The sequence below is a fragment of the Sulfurospirillum cavolei genome (genome assembly GCF_001548055.1).
GTDB lineage: Bacteria > Campylobacterota > Campylobacteria > Campylobacterales > Sulfurospirillaceae > Sulfurospirillum.
Window position 1 is genome coordinate 1346835 of record NZ_AP014724.1, and the last position, 17755, is coordinate 1364589.

Below are 17755 nucleotides of genomic sequence, written 5' to 3' on the forward strand. Positions count from 1 at the left end.
TATCGAGGGCTCGGCGCATGGTTGCACAATTTGAGGCGGCTTTAAAAACCTATTTAAAAGAGCAAGACTTTAACGTAAAAAGCTATTTTGGAGAGTTTGACAAGCCAGATACTGCGGAGGTCTTAAAAACATTCTTGCCCTGTGTCATGGTTGACTTTGTCGAATCAAAACCGAATGATCTCTTTAGGGAAGATGCAACGTTTTCGCTCTACCTTGTACACCTTGCCTACTCAAAGCAAGAAGATACACGCAAGAGCAAAGACTATGCGCTGTTAGACTTTATCAAGAACGTTAAAAACGCTTTACATGTAAAGAGTATCGCAGAGAGTGAGCCTATCAATGTAACGCGGATCAAGAAGATTTTTGATGCGGCAAAAGGACAGTCCTACATGACAGTCTACCTGCTTAGCTTTGATGTGACTTTGATTGAAAAAAATTATCTAAACGGAGAAGTGGAATGAAAGACTTTATCGTCTTGAGTGTTGCGGCGGCTAATTTTTTTATGCTGAAAAATGCGATCGAAATTACAGGGGACAACCCTTGGCTTAAAATTGGCATTAGCGGCAAATGGGAGGGACACCCCGTCGGTGCGTTTGAACTCAATCAAGCCACATTCGACCAGATGGTTGGAAATTTTGAGAAGTCAGCCGTCGACATTGTCTGTGACTATGAACACCAAACCCTCTACGGCGATCAAGCTCCAGCTTCCGGTTGGATCAAAAAAAATCCTTTAAGCCTTAAGGCAGAAAACGGAGAGCTCTTTGCCAAGATCGAATGGACGGACAAAGCAACAACATACATTAAAAACATAGAGTACCGCTATCTCTCTCCTGTCTTCGCACCCAATACCATCGACCAAGCAACGGGTGCCAATATCGGCTGGACACTACACAGCGTAGCCCTTACCAATAAACCTTTCCTCCAAGAGCTCGACGAGGTAAGGCTTAATAAACTCAATAACCAAACCAAGGAGGAAACCATGACCCAAGAGGAGAAGGATGCAATGACTGCCTTACAAGCAGAAAACACATCTTTAAAAGCTGACAAAGAAAAGCTTACCGCAGAAGTTCTTGCCAACAAAGAAGCCAGTGCTATGGCTAAAGTAGATGCGGCGATCGCTGCCAAAAAGATTCACCCAGATCAAAAAGAGCACGCGCTTAAAATGTGCAAAGCTGATATGGATGGGTTCGATAAATTTATGGAAACCGCCAAACCGTTCGTGACCGCACCCGGAGGTAATGATCTATTCGATAACAAACAAACAGGCGCAACGGGCAACCAGTTGAGCCAAGCCGAAATTAAAGCTGCCACAGGAGGAGCACTATGACTATTATCCACCAACGTCCACCCCTGATTACGGAAGTAGTAGCAACATCAGATCGTGTTGTCTATGCAGACGTAAATGTTCCTGACACAATCGCGGATGGAGAAGAATACTTCATTGGCAAAGTTCTTGTAACGACCGATGGCGGTAAAACATTTGATGCCTTAGAAGAGGAATCTTGGGTCTCATCAGGAGTCGATTATGACACAGGAGACATTGTTTACCATAATGGACATGTCTACACTTCATTGGTTGAGAACAACCTAGTAGAACCCGGTACCGATGCTACCAAATGGCAGGATGATGGTGCATGGAATGCAAACGGTGTTCTTATGGAGAACATTGATAAAACTTCGACATGCGCTGTCTTAGTTTCAGGTATTGTCGTTGAGTCAAACCTACGTGGTTATGACCCTAATATGCGTCAAACGCTATTTAACAATAAAATTTTTATGCAATAAGGACGGTAAAACATGCCAATGACTGCAGAAGATGTCGTAAGACGCTGGGGTGTTAAAAACACAACACAAACATTGTCACTACTTAAGGTGACTCAAACGCCAATCTTTGATGAATACTTCAAAGCAAACATGGAGCCCGTAACGGGTGGATCTGTTCCCATTAAAATTGAGAAAGGTTCTGGGCTTGTATTAGAATCTGTCTCTCCTGGCGCAGAGCATCTTGTCCATGAACGCCCAACAATTTACGAAATTATCGTTAATCTCCCTCGTTTTCCATTGGAAAATACAATCCAAGCTTCTACACTTAATGAAATCGCAAGCTTAGAAGCAGAAGACCAACCGATCCAACTTGCAACGGAAATTGGGAAAATACAAAGAGAGCAAAAAACGAGCTTCGAGACTACAATTGAGTACATGTCAACAGGCGCACTCTTTGGGAAAGTTATGGATGGTAAAGGTAAAACTCTTTTCGAATTTGCCTCCACTCGTCCTCAAATCGAATTTAAATCAGGTAAAAAGTTAATTCAATCCATTACCGAGATTGACGACGCGATGGTTGAAGAGCTTGGACAAAACCCCGGCTATAAGATCAAATGTGGACGCGGGTTCCTTACCCATATTACAGCCTTAGCAGAAGCAGAAGACCTCTTTGATAAAAAGATGGCATCTTGGGTTGTAAATGGAGAGACGCGACTCTTGGAAGTACATGGAGTTCGCTTTGAAGCGTATGTTGTAAAATACAAAAACACTGCGGGGCAACTTGTCACGTTTATTGGCGATAATGAAATGGCGGCAATCCCAAATAGCCCTACATTTACAAAATTCTATTATGGTCGTGCAGATCATACCGAAGCTGTCAAACGAACGGCTACGCTCTTTTTTGGTATAACAGAGGTATTACCAAAAGGTAGAGGGGTATGTGTCATTGGGGAATCAAAACCTCTTCCAGCATGCCTTAACCCAAATGCAGTTATTCGCGGTAAAAAAGCATAAATATTCCCCTCTTTTTGAGGGGAAGCCATAAACGGCTCTAAAAACGATTTAAGCCTTAATCCGACTCGTTTATCGAAGAAAAGTTTTAAATCGTTTCTAGGCGAATTTAAACACCTTTTAAACACATAGGCGGAGAGTAATGATAACGAAAGAAAACCTCTTAAAAGAGATCAGCGAGGGCGAGCTCTTAGAACTCAGTGATCTTGATAGCACCGGAGAGATGGATGATGCACGTATTGATCATGCAATCGAAGAGGCTAAGACCTATATCTCTTCATTTATTCTCATTCCCTCAAATCCAAACCCTCTTTTAATCAGCATCGCCGTTGATCTAGCGCTTAATGAATTACGCAAGGCGCAAGGGCTAGGCGATAAAGAAGTCGTCAGAGAGGCTGATAGCAAGCTCATCAAGATGGCAAAAGGTGTTATATCGACTGCTATTTCAACCTCAAAAGAGGTTAATACACCTCGCATCGGCAATGCATATGCACATACGAAGCGTCGATACAGTTCTATCACGAAAGGGTTTACACATGGCGTCTAAAGCGCAAAAGATCGAAATAGCACGCTCTTTGTACATCGTCGGTAAAAATGTCGAAGAGATCGCCGCGATCTTAGAAACCAGTGTACGCACCATTCAAAACTATCGTTCTGAAGACGGAGCAAATGGGTATGACTGGGACGTACTGCGAGCAGAAAAGCATATTGTCGCAGACCCAAACCGAAGGGAGCACCTGTACTCTGATTTCGTAAGTTACATGTATGAGTCTTTAAAAGACGTAAGAGAAGCGCAACTCCCTGCCGGTGAGAAAGCGGATAAGATCGTCAAGCTCTCCGATGCTTTCGCAAAGATGAAAGCGATCGTCCGCTATGAAGACCCTGCCGCCTATAAGCATGGCATCATTAAACATGTCATCAAAGTGATCGGCGAGGGGATCAAGGCGCGTGGCGATAAAGCACTTTTGGAGGTCTTTATCGAAGTCGTAGACCAACATGGGGATGAATTCGATGTCGCTCTTTGATAAAGAAGCGCTAAGATCACTGCTTCGTGATACGAAAGAAGAGCTGATCAGTGCAGGTAAAGACAAAGAAACCGCAGAACGTTTGACGCGTAGAGAGTTTCTCTCATGGTTGGATGACTATACAAGCTCTCTCAAAGAGATCATACATTCGAATAGTACATTACCTCCTGATGGCAGAGATGAAAGGGTTAAGCGTCAGCGTGTTGATTTCGACTTTTTTAGAAGAACGTATTTCCCTCATTATTACTATCTACCCGGTAAATCTGCTCTCCAAGCAGACTTAGAAACCATCTACCAACGTATCGCAAAAAGAGCGATCTCTCGTGCCGTAGCGAATGCTCTCATGGACACACCAAAGAGTGAAAAGTATGCACTAGCGGCTCCAAGAGGACATGGCAAGTCGACCGATGCTTCCGTCGTATTCCCGATATGGCTAATCGTTAATGACTTTAAACATTTTATTACGATCTTTTCAGATGCGATCGAACTTACCGAAACACTCATCGAAGCGATCAAAGCGGAACTTAGCGAAAACGACAACCTCAAAGCCGACTTTCCTCATGCCACTAGCATCGGAAAGCGTTGGAAGATCGGCGACATCGTCACAAAGAATGGTGTAAGAGTTAAAGGTTTTGGTTCAGGAAAGCGCGTTCGTGGTATCAAACACGGGGTGCATCGTCCCGATCAGACGATCATTGATGATCTTGAAAACGACGAGAACGTCAGAAGCAGAGACCAACGTGACAAGCTTGAGGCATGGCTCGACGAAGCCGTCGCCAACTTGGGTGCGGTGGACGACAGTATGGACATTCTCTACATTGGAACACTTTTACACAAAGACTCTGTGCTAGCTCGTAAGCTCAAGCTTGCGTTTTGGAATCCGCGTATACACAAAGCTATCATCACGTTCCCGGATCGAATGGACTTGTGGGAGCGCTTTAGCACGCTTTACATGCACCAAGGGCTAGATGCATCACACTCTTTTTACTTGGCTAACAAACAAGAGATGGACAAAGGAGCACGGGTTCTTTGGGCGGAAGCCGTCTCACTTGAAACACTTATGCGTAAACGTGCCGAAGCACCAAGATCATTTAATAAAGAATACCAAAATGAACCATCCTCAGGGTTTGAAAAATTCGTGCGTGAAAAGATGCATTTCTATAGACAACTACCAAACTTAAAGCAATTAAAGATTTTTGGATGGTGTGATCCGGCTGGGGAGAAAAAAAAGAGTGACTATACAAACTTAACCATATTTGGTGTTGATGAAAAAGAAAAAAAAGGTTATGTGCTAGAGTCAATCAACTTAGTAATTGGTTCAAAAGAGATATGCAAACGCATGGTTGATTTGCAAGAAAAGTACCGATGCAAGATTTATGGATATGAAGATAATGGAGGGCAGTTCCATCTTAAACCTTTTATTCTAGATGAAGCGTTTGATAGAGGGATTATTATGCCTTTACGCGGTATTAACAATACTGACAACAAAGGGCTGCGAATTGAAGAGCTTGAACTCCCTATTGAGAATGGAGAAATACTTTTACATGAAGATCAAATACAACTTATCCAACAGCTTGAGGACTATCCTGAGGGGAAAAATGATGATGCCCCCGATGGTCTCGTGTGCGTTTATCGCCTAAGTAAGCTTGCAAAAATGAAAAAACACAATAGCGCCCCGCGAACAAATCGCAGAGGATTAAGAGGAAGAATGCCAAGGAGACACCGATGAAATTTATAACCAACATTTTTAAACCTAAACAAACTAAAGCATTAAAACAAGAAAAACGAACTTCTAGTGCCGCCCCTGCTGTCGATATTTTACGCAGTATTATGGACAATTTACCGGTTTACCAACGCTGGCTCGATCAAGATGAGCTAGACCGCATTTCAAACGATGCAACCGTCATCTCAAGCATCGGAAGCCGTAAAGCGGCAACGCTCAAAAAAGAGCTGATCATTACATGTAAAGACGAGACGCTCATTGAACCGCTCACGAATGTGTTTGATCACACGGTGCTTCGTAAAATCCTTGATGCTCCATTCCAAGGTGCGAGCGTTTTCGAAGTCAACTGGGAAGTACAACCTGAGGGCTACTTGCTCATGCCTAAACTTGTCGAACGCTCTTACCGTGAGTTTACGATGAAAAACGGGGTACTCTACTATAGCCCTTACGGTTCTTTAACAGATATTCCAGAGCATAAAGCCGTGATAGCCCTGTACGAAGACAAGTACCATAAACCAATGGGGCGACCGCTTGCAGAGTCCTTGTTTTGGTATGTCAAATTCAAAAACGCCTCTTTGGAGTTTTGGATCAAGTTCTTAGAAAAGTACGGTGTGCCGTGGGCTATCGGTAAAACAGACGGCGATAAGGACGCGATGGCTGAGGAGCTTTACGCCATGCTCAGCGGGGATGCCGCAGTCATTGAGAAAGATGATGAAATCAAAATTGAAACTGTCTCAAAAACGGGAGATTTTGACAAGATCACTTCCTACTTGGACGACCAGATCAGGGAGGCGATCTTAGGAGGCAATTTAACAGGGAATGTCAAAGGTGGCAGTTTTGCCGCTACACAAACGCACAATGAGATCAGAGAAGACATTGCGATGTCTGATGAGCATACGACACTCCAGCTCATGCGCAAAGTCATTGAAAGCTTCAGGGTACTGAATTCCATCAAAGAGCCTATTAAGATCATTTTAAAAGATAAAGATGACCCAAACACGGTACTTGCTGAACGCGACGAACGCATCTCAAACATGGGTTATAAACCCACAAAAGCCTACATTGAGCGGACGTATAACATTGAAGTCGAAGAGAAAACCGACCCAACGGCTACCATTGCCAATAAACACTTACAGAAGCTCTATGCGTTTAGTCAAAATAAACCGATCACGAGTTTAGAAGACATCGAAAGCGGTACTGATCTTAAAACCATAGCACTTTCATTTCAAAGTCAAATAGTGGATATTGTTGATAAATGCACCTCGTTTGAAGAGGCTATTGATGCATTACACGAAGCATACCCGCAAATGGACATCGAAGCGTTACAGGACGTGATGGATAGTGCATTGCAAAGCTCTTACATTTTAGGCAGCGCTCAAAGCGAATTTGAGGAAAGCGAAGCGTGAAAACACCCTCTTTTGCCGCAGGGCTTGCCCCTAAGGATGCTATCGACTATCTGCGCAATAAAGGGTATAAGCTTAGCTTTGATTACAACGAGATGAGTAAGGACGCACACCATAAAGCCTTTACGGTTGCAAAGGTCATGCGCCTTGATTTGCTCAGCGATATCCACGGCTCTATCACCGATGCGATGCAAAACGGTACACGCTTTGAGGATTGGAAGAAAGCGCTTATCCCCACACTTGAGAAAAAAGGATGGTGGGGTCAGCAGAGCATCGTCAATCCAACGACGGGAGAAGTCAAAGAGATCACTGTTAACTCTACGCGTCTTAACACGATCTTTAAAACAAATACTCGTGTGGCAATGGCGACGGCTAGGTATGAACAGCAAATGCAAGGCGAGCATAATATCTATTGGGAATATATCGGAGGTCTTAGCGAGCATCCAAGAATGGAACACAAACGAAAGAGCGGCATCGTTCTTCTTAGAACAGACCCGTGGTGGCAAACCAACTATCCACCAAACGCATGGGGATGTCATTGTAAAGTCAGAGCATGGAGTGCACAGCAACTTCAAAAGCAAGGTAAAGAGTTAACGACAGGAACGCAAGAAGACATCGCCACAAAAGACTGGGCATACAATCCCGGTGCGGGTAATCGTGTTGCAAAGATCGCAAAGCTAGACTTAGATAAGAGTTTAAAATCACTTCCAACCATCATGCCTAAAACATCATACAGTGCCTACAGCGATGAAGCGTTGAAAAAGAAATTTTATGGAGATTTAGGCGTTAAATCAGGTGCAATGTATGTCGATAAAGTGGGCGACCCAATGATTATAGACGATAGCTTATTTGAAAATTTTGCAGGACAATCAAAGATTAAAAAACAAGACAGACACTTCTATATAGACGCCTTTGCGACGGTGCTTAACGCCCCTGACGAGATATATCTTGAATGGGACGACAAGGCAAACCGTTTAGTTAAGAAAATGTTTCACTATTTTAAAGACGACAAAGAGAAGCAAAAAGCGTTAATGGCTATTTTTGAGTATCTTCCCGATAAAACGCAAGGAGTTACTTTTTATTTTATCGATAAAGCAACGACTTTGGAGAAAAAAAGAGAGGGAAAACTCATTTATCAGAAAGAGCGCGCTCAATAACCGCATCTTTGCACGATGGAGCGCTCATTGCTCATTCCATGCGGTGCTCTTTCCGATAAAAGAATTATACCAAAAATAAAGAAGAAAAGATGATCACGATTGAAGTTATCGGAGCGCCTCGGATAGAAGAGGCTATAAGACGGCTACATAGTAAGCTTACCTCGCTTAAATCACCCATGAGCGAGATAGGCACTTTTTTTACGAACACAATGGAAGACAGTTTCGACAATGAACAATCTCCTGATGGAACACCGTGGCACCCACTTAAAGAGAGTACCAAACGCTCCAAAGCAAAGCGCGGTGAACATAAGATGCTCCAAAGCAAAGACAGTAACATGTATGAGAGCATTAACTCTCAAGCTGATGAGCATTCGGTTATCGCTGGGGTAAATGCTTTTAGCAAAGATGGATACCCATACCCACTGGTTCACCAGTTCGGAAGTAAAGATGGGACTATCGTGGCACGTTCTTTCGCTCCGATCACAAAAGATGGGAACTTAACACGCGGTGTTGAAGAAGAAATTTATAGTATTTTGGAAGATTATTTGAGAGAGTATGTAGATTAAAAGAGGGATGGTTCTCTTGCCTCGCCGATGATCTCATAGATGCGGCTGAGGCTAAGAGCATATTTGAGCTTGAGTTCTTTTGGGGAGAGTTTGTTTTCGGTGTAGTCTTTGATGATCTCATCATTACGACCATTCATACACCAAGAGGGGACATAGATAGGCATACCGCCATATTCTCGCATCATCTCTTCATCGCTCGCACCCTCACGGATGCGCCTAGTAAAGTCTTCGAAAATATCTTTATTAGAAAGTGACATAGCCTACCTATAAGCGTTTTTGGTATTTTACATGTAAATGAGGGGTTAATTTAAATATTTCTCAATTTGAGAAAATTATTGAAGTTTTTGAAGTGCTATCAGTATATTCTTTGCTTCGTCGACTCTTAGCGAAGCGATACTTTCACACTCCCTTTTAGTAATGCGTTTGCAAAAACTAAGCAGTGCATGCTCGCTTTTGTCTCTCGCTTTTTGCTCCCACATAGTTGTGATCTTCCACGCTTGAGAGGGAGTGCAACACTTATGCTGAAACACTGGTAATGTATCGGTTTGCATGTTAAGATAGCTCACTAATTGAATGAGCTCCGTTACATGTAATGCTTTAGAAGAGTGATCTGTCAACAGTTTATGATACACAGAAAAGAAAATGTCTAAGCACTGATGTTGTTTTGTAACAAGTATCTATTTTCAAAATCTACCGGAGATAAATAGCCATTACTTGAGTGTAACCTCTGTCTATTGTAAAACACTTCAATATATTCAAATATTGCTTGATTGGCTTGGCTCCTTGTTTCAAATTTCATGTGATGTGTCAGTTCGGTTTTTAGCGAGTGAAAAAAACTCTCAGCAACAGCATTATCGTAACAGTTTCCCTTAGCACTCATACTCTGAACGATGCCATATTCCTTAAGTAAGGCTTTGTGAGCATCAGAAGCATATTGACTGCCGCGATCGGTATGCCAGATAACACCATGAGGAGGATTACGCTTTTTAAGTGCCATAAATAAAGCATCATTGACAAGCATGGAACTCATATGTGTATCCATAGACCACCCGATGACTCTTCTCGAATATAAATCAATTACAACCGCTAAATACAGCCACCCTTCTTGTGTCGGAATATAGGTGATATCGCCCACATACATTTGATCGGGCGTTGATGTATAAAAGTCTTGTTGTATTCGATTAGGGGCAATGGCATACGTATGATTGGAATTGGTGGTAAGCACTCTAAAACGACGTTTATTGCGACAACTGAGTCCTAATTTTTTCATAATCCTTGCAATTCGTCTACGAGAAACGATCAAGCCATAGAGTTGCTCAAGTCTTTTTTTTAGACGACGCGTGCCATAGGTTTGATAGGTTCCAAGAAAAATATCCTTGATCATCGTATTTAAAAAAGTATCTTCTTGTTTTTCAATACGAAGCCATCGATAATAACAGTTCCTTGATACCTCTAATATATGACACATTGATGCAACATTGAATTCGTTGCAATGCTCTTTGATCCAGGCGTACTTCAATGAGCTTCGTTTGCGAAGAACGCCGCTGCCTTTTTTAAGATATCTCTTTCCATCTTTAAACGGGCATTCTCTTTACGCAAGCGCTTGTTCTCTTCTTCCACGCTCTCTTTGGCATGATGGTTGATTGAAGAACGTACAATCATTGGAGATTCCAAATGATGCTTCTGACGATATTGACGTAACCATGCATATAAAGTCTTCTCACTCATCCCCAACTCTTTGGCAATTACCATCGCAGATTTCTCACTGTTTAATGCCAACTGTATCGCTGAATCTTTAAATTCTTGGGTATATCTTTGTACTCTCCCTGACATACGTTTATCCTCTTTATGATTTACAGAAATTCTATCATCTCTGTGTATCATTTAGTGTAACCAGATCACCTTTACATGTAAAGAGTATGTGTTACTATCTCATTTTGGATTAATTTTATCTATCTGCTCTTGTGCTATTTTGCCTTTAAAGAAGATAAACTGGCAGAGTCTATCTGTCCTACTCACACACCAAACATGGTGACGATAGCTCATATTGCTCTAAAAGTCGGCACCGGCATAGAAAACAACAGCCCATGCATCAGTGGTTTTGCCCGTATGCGTGTAAGAGAAGATCGATAATAGCACGACTCAGTAGCTTCTCCTTCTGCGATTATAACGTTATTTTATCTTTTCCCCGTTATACAATGCGTTATTTTACTTTATTAGCTAAACTCCGTACACGCTTTTAAGCTCTAGTGTCACGCTTTCCATGCCAAATACAAAGTACAGGTAATGATTTCATCGTCAAAATTCCCAGTTCAGCCTTACTGTTCAAACTTATTTTTGATAATTTTGTATGTTTTTTCATGGGCATAGCGTCTTGCAAATTCTATAGGTGTGTAACTGTTGGTCTCATAACGACGAAGCCCTATAGGCTTTTCAGCCACCTCAATGGGCTCATTTAAAAAGGTCTCGCATTCTTTACATGTAAAGAGTTGTTCGAGTGTTTGCGTGCAGTTAAATTTTATCGCCTCGATGTAGAGTTGTTTGAGCTCTTTGACATCCATTGAGTCGTCCAAAAGTGACTTCTTGGCTACGGTTTGAAGAGAAGCTAACTGTTGGTGAAGCGAAGATAAGAGTGTCTCTTTTTGGGCACTTTGCAAGTTTTGTTCTAAAAAGGAGACGATATGTTGCGCATTGAGCACATCTTCTTGCGCGATGCAATGCTGCTTTGTTAAGCGTTTTATATCTTCTTCAAGTGCCTTGGTTAAAGAGCCTTCAGATATTTCACACTTTTTTTCAAAAAAAAGCGCAAGCGTGGAGGGTTCTTCTTCATACATCTTGGTTACCAATGCTTCGGGTGTTTGCATACCTGCTATCTGTGTGGCACGCATCACTTCATCGTTTTGAAGGGCTTGCAAGATCTTTTCATAGCGTTCTTGGTGCGCTTTAAGCGTTGCTAGAGACTCTTCGATGTTTTTGTGTACGGTATCGTTAAATGCCGCATCACTCTTTTTTTCATCGACAACGTCTTTAAGGCGTTTTGCTTGTTTGAGAAGATGCTCGTAGGTGCTTTTAGGCATAACGACGCTCGAAGTTTCCTTTTTTAAGCTTCCCAAAGACATTTTTATAAACATAACGCGTGCAAGCTCCTCTTCACCTTGTTTGGTTTCTTCAGCACTGGGCTTAGGAACTTCCACTTTAGGGCTAGGAGAGACAAATAAGAGGTCTAATACGATTACCACGGCACCAAGCCCTAGTACAAATTTATAGAGGTCTGTCATTTATTTATCTTTTTTGTATTATTTCGATGTGTTCAAATGCATCGATAAGCGTTTAGACATATTCTTGTTTATACGCTTTATGCACATATGAAAGATATTTCCGCCTATACTGCCACCCATTCTATAACTGCTTATTTCGAGTCTTGATGCAAACCTGTCGTATTTTTCATTTTTTTGTGTGATGATTACTCTGTATCTCCAACACAAAGTACCTTATCTTTAATCATGCCGTTTTTTGCTATAATCCAAACTTATTTTAGCTATAGACAAGGACTTTACAATGCAAAATGCGTTGTTTGACGATTTAAAATCGATCAAAGAGAAGATGAATCAAGATGAAAAAATCAATCAAGAAAAGCTTATAGAAGCGCAAAAGCAAGAAAAGGAAAAAAAATTGCAAGCGCAATTTGAGACTTTTATGAAAACTTCGGGCGTTAAAAAACTCCACTGATTATGGCATTACACTCACGTATGATCGAATTTTCGACCTTAGAGACGTCTTGTTCTTACTTGGACGGATGTAAAACGCGTATGGAATACAAATACATCGAAAACGCGACTTCAGAACTCAATCAAGCTCTGGTTGAACGGGGTTGGAGACGTTTTGGACATTATTATTCCAGACCGCAATGCTCGCATTGCAAGGCATGTTTAAGCCTTCGTATCGATGTTCGAAATTATCAATTTTCACGCTCCGCAAAACGGACTTTTAAAAAAGCCGAGGGGATACGTTACGTGATTCAAGTGCCGAGTATTAGCAACGAACATCTAGAACTCTACGATAAATACCATCGTTTTATGGAACAAAAACGTGGCTGGCGATACTACTACCTCAAACCGCAAAGCTACCACGAACTTTATGTTAGCGGCGCGCAGGATTTCGGTAAAGAGGTACTTTATTTTTACGAAGACAAATTGATCGGTGTGGATTTGATCGACTTTTTGGATGACGGGATCTCCTCGATTTACTTTTTTTACGATCCCGATTTTGCCCATCTTTCGCTAGGACGCCTTTCGATTTACGAACAATTAATTTTGGCAAAAGAGTACGGTTTAGAGTGGATTTATTTAGGATATTACGTTGAAAACTGCCAAAGTTTAAAATACAAAGGAAACTATCGTCCTTATCAGATTTTACAAGGAAACCCCAAAATAGACGAGGATGCTATCTGGCTTTAAAAACTTGGAATCTTTTTTGCTTAAGATGCATATCTGAATGCAAAAAGGAGAGCTCGATGCACTGCTGCCTTACTCACGATATGCTTGCCGTTACAATTCAAGAAGATGCAAAGACGTTTTATTTTCTACAAAATATCGCCGCTAAAAATTTCACGAAAAAAATCGGGCGCAAAGAAAAAATGATTATTTTTAAAGAACCCGAAGAGACGGTTCAGCGTCGTTATTTTCTAAAACTTATCTCTAAAATTTACTTGCGCGAGCATAATGATCAAATGCAAGCAAGCATCATCGAAAACGCTATCGATAAAAGCATCAAAATTTCACTTTTAAAACCCAATCAAGTCATTCAAAAAATGTCGATTCGCATCGCTATTGAAGACAATTATGCCGTTATTTTCGATTTGGGTTCGCACAATACGCTTTTCGCATCTTACTTAAAAAGCTATTTTAAAGATCACCTCGTCAGAATACGCCCTAAAAACGGGACGATTACGCTCTATCCCAATTCCGATCAAACCGCCGTGCTTTTAGACAAACTTTTGGCGCAAAAGGAGCTTTTCGGCTCTTACGTCGAATTTCATTACGATCGAGCGCATTATGAAGCCTACACACGAACTCTGATGGCGAAAAAAATCCGCCGTAACCGTCACAATGCCCTCTTCTCGCTCTTGGAAGACTATTTCGGTATTTTAGGGTGTAAAATAGAAGATTCATTCGAGATCGTTCGTAGTAACTACTTGGCGTTAGTGAAAAAATACCATCCCGATAGTTGCGGACTTTACGACGGAGACTTACATGTCAAATACGTTGCAAAGTTTCAAGAGGTGCAAACGGCATACGAAATGGTCAAAATGCACTTTCAAAACTCCGAGCGTTGCATCGCCTAGCGCGTTAACATGTAAAGTTTTTTACGTTCGGACGAACTGGCGATATTGAACTGTTGGCGGTATTTGGTAATCGTGCGACGCACCATTTTGATGTTAAATTTCTCTTCAATCATTTCCAGCAACTTAAGATCGCTCATCGGTTTTATGCGACTTTCGTTTTTAACCAACTCTAACATGTAGTCTTTAATGGCGCTATTGGAAATATCTTCGTCCAAAGCGGTCGCAAAAAATTGTTTTAATGCGATGACACCGCGACTGCATGAGAGATATTTACCGGCAATCGCACGCGAAATCGTCGAAGGATTGCGCCCCAAATCGTCCGCCAAATCTTTCAGTTTCATCGGTTTAATGGCTTTTCCGAAGAAAAAATCGTATTGGTATTCGACGATCATCAGGCCGATTTTATACAGTGTGGCTTTACGCATTTCAAGCGCATCGATCAGGTCTTTGGCATCTTTGATTTTCTGCGAAACGAAGCTGTGGCTTTCGTCCATGCCTTCCGTATCGATGATGATCTCGGGATAATAGGCGTCGTTTAAGCGCACCTCAATCGCACCGTCGTTTTCATAGATAAAAATATCGGGGATAATCTCTCGTTCGTCTTCTAAAAAATCGATGGCGGGAGGGTTGCGAAAACGCTGAATAATGCTAAGTGCTTCATGAAATAAAGGCTCTTTACTCATGGATTCGATCGCTTCAAAATGGACGATAAGATTTTCAACAACCTCGTAGAGTTCATTTTCAAGCGTGAGGTCTTGGAGTTGAAATAAAAACGCCTCTTTGACGTCAACCGCGCCGATTCCCAAAGGTTCAAGATAAGCAAAGCGTTGTCTGATTTTTTCGACTTCGGACATCGATACGTTCAATTTGTGTGCAATATCGTGTAGAGCCTGAGCTTCGAAATAGCCTTCACAATTGATATTTTCAATGATTTCATAAGCAATATTTTGCGATTTTTCCGTCGGAAAAAGCGGCGGATTGATCTGCTCGAACAAAGCCTCGTAGAGTGATTTTTTATAAAGCGTTAACGCTTCGATGGTATCCGAAACCGACGTTTTAGAGGCATGTTGAAAAAAGCTCTTTTTTTCGAACTTTTTTTCGGGAACTTCGCATCCGGATCGAATATGAATCAACGGATTTTCTTGCACGAACGGCTCGAGCGTTTCGGTTAAAGTATCAAGATTGGCTTGTAAAATGGGCAGCCAACCTCTCAGGGTTGAGGAGAATTTTTGTTTGGCGGTCTGTGTAGCGTTGACCCTAAGTTTCACTCCTCTCTCCTAAAATTAAAATCGAAAATCTTCGCCGAGATAATAGGTCTTCACCAGTTTATTTTGCGCCACTTCTTCACTACTACCGCTGGCAAGGAGAGTTCCGTCTTTGATGACGTAAGCACGATCGCAAATAGCAAGCGTCTCTCGTACGTTGTGATCGGTAATCAAAACGCCGATATTGAGTTTTGCCAACTCTTCAACGATACTTTGAATATCCGCGACCGCCAAAGGGTCAACGCCCGCAAAAGGTTCGTCCAAAAGCAAAAATTTGGGATGTAACACTAAAGAGCGAGCGATTTCGCATCGGCGTCGTTCACCGCCGCTAAGGCTCACGCCGTTACGTTTACGAATCGGTTCGATGTTTAAAAGATTTAAGAGTTCTTCGACGCGTTTAGCGGCCTCTTCTTTATTGCTGTAAACAATCTCCGCCGCAAGCATAATGTTCTCTTCCACGCTTAAATCTTTAAAAATACTTGATTCTTGCGGCAAGTAGCCGATACCTTGTTTGGCTCTGACATGTAAGGGAATATGCGTCACGTCTTGGTTATCGAAATAAACCGCACCCGAAGTCGGTTCTATCAAGCCGCAAATCATATAAAACATCGTCGTCTTTCCGGCTCCGTTAGGTCCTAAAAGTCCGACGACTTCGCCGCTTTTGACATCAAGGGAGACGCCTTTGATGATCGGCGTTTTTTTAATTACTTTTTCAAGTTTTTCTACTTTAAGCGTATGCATGTATGTTTACCTTATAGGTTCGTTGATCGTTTTTTTCTTCAATATCAAGCGTGCCGTAAGCAATGCCTAAACGCCCTAACAGGGCTTCAAAATCCGACATGGCCCATTCGATCAGATGGTATCCGCGGCTATCGAGTTTTTCGATCAAACCGCTTTTGACGAATCCATCCGTACCGCATTGGTAAATGTCGTAATGAAACAAACGGTTTTCATATTCGTGCAAAATGGAAAAGGTCGGCGAAGAGACGGGTTCGCGAATGCCTAAAACGGCGGCAAACGTTTGAACAAACGTCGTTTTTCCGCTTGCCAAACCGCCTCGAAGCAATAAAATCCCCTCTTCTCCCATTTGCTCTCTAATCGTTTGCGCCAGTGCCTTAAGCCCCGTCACGTCACATGTCGTTTCGTACGTCATACTAAATACGAGAGTTTAATAATTTCGCCGAGCTTATCCCACGCTTGTTTGCTTGCAAGTGCCGCATCCATCATTTCGATACCTTCTTGAATATCTCTGGCTTTGGAATCGACGACCAAAGCGCATGCACCGTTTAGTAACACAACATCGCGCTTAGGACCTTTTTCTTCGTTTTTCAAAATAGCCCGCGTAATATCGGCGTTATGATCGCTATCGCCGCCTTGAATCGATTCCAAAGAGGCCGATTTAAAGCCGTAAGCTTGAGGATCGATTTCGCCTTGGCTTATCTGCGTATTTTCAATCATCATATAAAACGTAGGAGCAGACATCCCGACTTCGTCCAAACCGTCAAGCGAACTTAACACCATACTTTTTTGCGTACCGAGTGCTTGTAAAGCTTTACTAAAACGTTCGACGTAATCGACGTGAAAGACGCCGACGACTTGTTTTTGCGCATTCGCGGGATTGGCAAGCGGTCCTAACATGTTAAAAATCGTTCGATGCGGCAGTGAGCGACGAATCGGCATAATGTGTTTCATGCACGGATGATGGTTCATCGCAAACATAAAAACAAAACCGCACTCTTGAAGCATTTTAACCTGTTTTTCGGGCGTTAAATTTAAATTGAGCCCGAGCGATCTTAAAACATCGGCACTTCCCGATAAACTCGTTGCCGAACCGCTACCGTGCTTGGCGACTTTGCAACCGAGCGCACTTAAAACGATAGAGGTTGTGGTCGAGATATTGAACGTACCGCTTTTATCTCCTCCCGTTCCGACAATATCGATGATTTCGGTTTTTAAATCGTGTGGAATGTCGAGTTTAACGCTGTGTTCGCGCATCACTTTTGCCGCGGCGGCAATCTCTTCAAAGCTTTCTCCCCGATGGTAAAGCTCGACTAAAAAACGCGCGGCTTCTTCGCTTGAAAGCTGATTTTCAAACAACGCGTTAAACGCTTCGTATGCCTCTTGATAATTCATTTTAGTTCCCTTACGTAGTCGTTTTGTTGGGTTTTGGGTATGGTTTTGGTTTGCGGCAATTGCACGACTTCGTATCGAACGGAGCGTTCAAGATAAGCCACGGTGATAATATCGCCTACTTTAACGTCTTTAGCGGGTTTGGCCGTTACGCCGTTAATGCTGACGACGCCGTTTTTACACATATCTTCGGAAACGGCTCTTCGTTTCGTAATATTGACGCTGTTTAAAAATTTATCGATTCGCATCTTTCTTCCTTGATTTAACGTCCATTCTAGCAAAAGAATATTTAAATTTGGTTTTTGAGCTTGACCGCCAAATCGCCCCTAGAGCATAAGCAAAGTTTTTATAAAGTTGCGCTACTATC

At 42.2% G+C, this 17755-nt stretch carries 22 protein-coding genes; 13 read left to right on the forward strand and 9 right to left on the reverse strand.

The features are described 5' to 3' along the window. Nucleotides 1–17 precede the first annotated feature (17 nt). The 10 genes from UCH003_RS06745 (at nucleotide 18) to UCH003_RS06790 (ending at nucleotide 8649) form a co-directional block, all read left to right on the forward strand. Nucleotides 18–461, forward strand: a complete 444-nt coding sequence (locus UCH003_RS06745; protein WP_060825918.1) for a phage protein Gp37 — start codon at nucleotides 18–20, stop codon at nucleotides 459–461. Further along, nucleotides 458–1327, forward strand: a complete 870-nt coding sequence (locus UCH003_RS06750) for a phage protease (protein ID WP_060825919.1) — start codon at nucleotides 458–460, stop codon at nucleotides 1325–1327. Before UCH003_RS06745 ends, UCH003_RS06750 begins: the two co-directional genes overlap by 4 nt. Further along, nucleotides 1324–1785 carry a hypothetical protein gene (locus tag UCH003_RS06755; RefSeq protein ID WP_060825920.1) on the forward strand — a complete coding sequence of 154 codons (462 nt, stop codon included), beginning with the start codon at nucleotides 1324–1326 and terminating at the stop codon, nucleotides 1783–1785. Before UCH003_RS06750 ends, UCH003_RS06755 begins: the two co-directional genes overlap by 4 nt. A 12-nt stretch (nucleotides 1786–1797) precedes the next feature. Then, complete coding sequence (locus tag UCH003_RS06760; RefSeq protein WP_060825921.1) at nucleotides 1798–2778, forward strand: major capsid protein; 981 nt, start codon at nucleotides 1798–1800, stop codon at nucleotides 2776–2778. A 139-nt stretch (nucleotides 2779–2917) separates the two neighbouring features. Next, nucleotides 2918–3322 (forward strand): phage protein Gp36 family protein, encoded by a 405-nt coding sequence (locus UCH003_RS06765; RefSeq protein WP_060825922.1) that lies wholly within the window; start codon nucleotides 2918–2920, stop codon nucleotides 3320–3322. Continuing rightward, on the forward strand, nucleotides 3312–3800 hold the full coding sequence (locus UCH003_RS06770; RefSeq protein ID WP_060825923.1) for a DUF1804 family protein: 489 nt from the start codon (nucleotides 3312–3314) through the stop codon (nucleotides 3798–3800). The genes UCH003_RS06765 and UCH003_RS06770 overlap by 11 nt, the downstream gene beginning before the upstream one ends. Then, the gene (gene terL / locus UCH003_RS06775) at nucleotides 3787–5529 is read left to right on the forward strand and encodes a phage terminase large subunit (RefSeq protein ID WP_082709161.1); all 1743 of its coding nucleotides are present in this window, start codon (nucleotides 3787–3789) and stop codon (nucleotides 5527–5529) included. The genes UCH003_RS06770 and terL overlap by 14 nt, the downstream gene beginning before the upstream one ends. After that, complete coding sequence (locus UCH003_RS06780; RefSeq protein WP_060825924.1) at nucleotides 5526–6929, forward strand: phage portal protein family protein; 1404 nt, start codon at nucleotides 5526–5528, stop codon at nucleotides 6927–6929. Before terL ends, UCH003_RS06780 begins: the two co-directional genes overlap by 4 nt. Then, the gene (locus UCH003_RS06785; protein ID WP_060825925.1) at nucleotides 6926–8083 is read left to right on the forward strand and encodes a PBECR2 nuclease fold domain-containing protein; all 1158 of its coding nucleotides are present in this window, start codon (nucleotides 6926–6928) and stop codon (nucleotides 8081–8083) included. Before UCH003_RS06780 ends, UCH003_RS06785 begins: the two co-directional genes overlap by 4 nt. An 89-nt stretch (nucleotides 8084–8172) precedes the next feature. Further along, nucleotides 8173–8649 carry a phage virion morphogenesis protein gene (locus tag UCH003_RS06790; protein WP_060825926.1) on the forward strand — a complete coding sequence of 159 codons (477 nt, stop codon included), beginning with the start codon at nucleotides 8173–8175 and terminating at the stop codon, nucleotides 8647–8649. On the opposite strand, the gene UCH003_RS06795 is transcribed toward UCH003_RS06790, so the two are convergent. From UCH003_RS06795 to UCH003_RS06810, 4 genes are all read right to left on the reverse strand, one after another. Next, nucleotides 8646–8906 carry a Mor transcription activator family protein gene (locus tag UCH003_RS06795; RefSeq protein WP_060825927.1) on the reverse strand — a complete coding sequence of 87 codons (261 nt, stop codon included), beginning with the start codon at nucleotides 8904–8906 and terminating at the stop codon, nucleotides 8646–8648. The two genes, UCH003_RS06790 and UCH003_RS06795, sit on opposite strands and share 4 nt — an antisense overlap. A gap of 75 nt (nucleotides 8907–8981) precedes the next feature. Continuing rightward, on the reverse strand, nucleotides 8982–9281 hold the full coding sequence (locus UCH003_RS14035) for a phage protein GemA/Gp16 family protein (RefSeq protein ID WP_432416370.1): 300 nt from the start codon (nucleotides 9279–9281) through the stop codon (nucleotides 8982–8984). A gap of 14 nt (nucleotides 9282–9295) precedes the next feature. After that, nucleotides 9296–10482 (reverse strand): IS3 family transposase gene (locus tag UCH003_RS06800; protein ID WP_144440965.1). Its coding sequence is split into 2 segments (ribosomal slippage): nucleotides 9296–10191 and nucleotides 10191–10482, totalling 1188 coding nucleotides; the frame shifts between segments, so codons are not numbered across the junction. Nucleotides 10483–10967: 485 nt separating this feature from the next. Beyond that, entirely contained in the window at nucleotides 10968–11927 is a 960-nt protein-coding gene (locus UCH003_RS06810) for a hypothetical protein (protein ID WP_060825928.1), read from the reverse strand. Nucleotides 11928–12207: 280 nt separating this feature from the next. Here UCH003_RS06810 and UCH003_RS13720 point away from each other — a divergent pair, with 280 nt between their 5' ends. Genes UCH003_RS13720 through UCH003_RS06820 form a run of 3 tightly spaced genes read left to right on the forward strand, consistent with a single transcriptional unit; the run spans nucleotide 12208 to nucleotide 13993 of the window. Next, nucleotides 12208–12378, forward strand: coding sequence for a hypothetical protein (locus UCH003_RS13720; RefSeq protein ID WP_173636955.1), 171 nt, complete (start codon nucleotides 12208–12210; stop codon nucleotides 12376–12378). Nucleotides 12379–12380: 2 nt separating this feature from the next. Continuing rightward, nucleotides 12381–13106, forward strand: coding sequence for an arginyltransferase (locus UCH003_RS06815; RefSeq protein ID WP_144440989.1), 726 nt, complete (start codon nucleotides 12381–12383; stop codon nucleotides 13104–13106). Between the two features lie 56 nt (nucleotides 13107–13162). Next, on the forward strand, nucleotides 13163–13993 hold the full coding sequence (locus tag UCH003_RS06820) for an adenylosuccinate lyase (RefSeq protein ID WP_060825929.1): 831 nt from the start codon (nucleotides 13163–13165) through the stop codon (nucleotides 13991–13993). Here the strand turns inward: UCH003_RS06820 and UCH003_RS06825 are convergent. Genes UCH003_RS06825 through UCH003_RS06845 form a run of 5 tightly spaced genes read right to left on the reverse strand, consistent with a single transcriptional unit; the run spans nucleotide 13990 to nucleotide 17636 of the window. After that, the gene (locus UCH003_RS06825; RefSeq protein ID WP_060825930.1) at nucleotides 13990–15261 is read right to left on the reverse strand and encodes an RNA polymerase factor sigma-54; all 1272 of its coding nucleotides are present in this window, start codon (nucleotides 15259–15261) and stop codon (nucleotides 13990–13992) included. The two genes, UCH003_RS06820 and UCH003_RS06825, sit on opposite strands and share 4 nt — an antisense overlap. Before the next feature lie 15 nt (nucleotides 15262–15276). Continuing rightward, the gene (lptB, locus tag UCH003_RS06830; protein WP_041961811.1) at nucleotides 15277–15999 is read right to left on the reverse strand and encodes an LPS export ABC transporter ATP-binding protein; all 723 of its coding nucleotides are present in this window, start codon (nucleotides 15997–15999) and stop codon (nucleotides 15277–15279) included. Next, nucleotides 15986–16411 carry a tRNA (adenosine(37)-N6)-threonylcarbamoyltransferase complex ATPase subunit type 1 TsaE gene (gene tsaE, locus UCH003_RS06835; RefSeq protein ID WP_060825931.1) on the reverse strand — a complete coding sequence of 142 codons (426 nt, stop codon included), beginning with the start codon at nucleotides 16409–16411 and terminating at the stop codon, nucleotides 15986–15988. The genes lptB and tsaE overlap by 14 nt, the downstream gene beginning before the upstream one ends. Continuing rightward, complete coding sequence (gene trpD / locus UCH003_RS06840; RefSeq protein WP_060825932.1) at nucleotides 16408–17391, reverse strand: anthranilate phosphoribosyltransferase; 984 nt, start codon at nucleotides 17389–17391, stop codon at nucleotides 16408–16410. Before trpD ends, tsaE begins: the two co-directional genes overlap by 4 nt. Beyond that, nucleotides 17388–17636: an RNA-binding S4 domain-containing protein gene (locus tag UCH003_RS06845; RefSeq protein WP_039674492.1), complete on the reverse strand. Its 249-nt coding sequence runs from the start codon at nucleotides 17634–17636 to the stop codon at nucleotides 17388–17390. Before UCH003_RS06845 ends, trpD begins: the two co-directional genes overlap by 4 nt. Between the last annotated feature and the right edge of the window lie 119 nt (nucleotides 17637–17755).

What these genes read in the sequence shown, in the direction of transcription:
- UCH003_RS06745 (WP_060825918.1), top strand. Translation starts at nt 18, where the DNA reads ATGGTTGCACAATTTGAGGCGGCTTTAAAAACCTATTTAAAAGAGCAA.
- UCH003_RS06750 (WP_060825919.1), top strand. Translation starts at nt 458, where the DNA reads ATGAAAGACTTTATCGTCTTGAGTGTTGCGGCGGCTAATTTTTTTATG.
- UCH003_RS06755 (WP_060825920.1), top strand. Translation starts at nt 1,324, where the DNA reads ATGACTATTATCCACCAACGTCCACCCCTGATTACGGAAGTAGTAGCA.
- UCH003_RS06760 (WP_060825921.1), top strand. Translation starts at nt 1,798, where the DNA reads ATGCCAATGACTGCAGAAGATGTCGTAAGACGCTGGGGTGTTAAAAAC.
- UCH003_RS06765 (WP_060825922.1), top strand. Translation starts at nt 2,918, where the DNA reads ATGATAACGAAAGAAAACCTCTTAAAAGAGATCAGCGAGGGCGAGCTC.
- UCH003_RS06770 (WP_060825923.1), top strand. Translation starts at nt 3,312, where the DNA reads ATGGCGTCTAAAGCGCAAAAGATCGAAATAGCACGCTCTTTGTACATC.
- terL (WP_082709161.1), top strand. Translation starts at nt 3,787, where the DNA reads ATGTCGCTCTTTGATAAAGAAGCGCTAAGATCACTGCTTCGTGATACG.
- UCH003_RS06780 (WP_060825924.1), top strand. Translation starts at nt 5,526, where the DNA reads ATGAAATTTATAACCAACATTTTTAAACCTAAACAAACTAAAGCATTA.
- UCH003_RS06790 (WP_060825926.1), top strand. Translation starts at nt 8,173, where the DNA reads ATGATCACGATTGAAGTTATCGGAGCGCCTCGGATAGAAGAGGCTATA.
- UCH003_RS06795 (WP_060825927.1), bottom strand. Translation starts at nt 8,906, where the DNA reads ATGTCACTTTCTAATAAAGATATTTTCGAAGACTTTACTAGGCGCATC.
- UCH003_RS06810 (WP_060825928.1), bottom strand. Translation starts at nt 11,927, where the DNA reads ATGACAGACCTCTATAAATTTGTACTAGGGCTTGGTGCCGTGGTAATC.
- UCH003_RS13720 (WP_173636955.1), top strand. Translation starts at nt 12,208, where the DNA reads ATGCAAAATGCGTTGTTTGACGATTTAAAATCGATCAAAGAGAAGATG.
- UCH003_RS06815 (WP_144440989.1), top strand. Translation starts at nt 12,381, where the DNA reads ATGGCATTACACTCACGTATGATCGAATTTTCGACCTTAGAGACGTCT.
- UCH003_RS06820 (WP_060825929.1), top strand. Translation starts at nt 13,163, where the DNA reads ATGCACTGCTGCCTTACTCACGATATGCTTGCCGTTACAATTCAAGAA.
- lptB (WP_041961811.1), bottom strand. Translation starts at nt 15,999, where the DNA reads ATGCATACGCTTAAAGTAGAAAAACTTGAAAAAGTAATTAAAAAAACG.
- tsaE (WP_060825931.1), bottom strand. Translation starts at nt 16,411, where the DNA reads ATGACGTACGAAACGACATGTGACGTGACGGGGCTTAAGGCACTGGCG.
- trpD (WP_060825932.1), bottom strand. Translation starts at nt 17,391, where the DNA reads ATGAATTATCAAGAGGCATACGAAGCGTTTAACGCGTTGTTTGAAAAT.
- UCH003_RS06845 (WP_039674492.1), bottom strand. Translation starts at nt 17,636, where the DNA reads ATGCGAATCGATAAATTTTTAAACAGCGTCAATATTACGAAACGAAGA.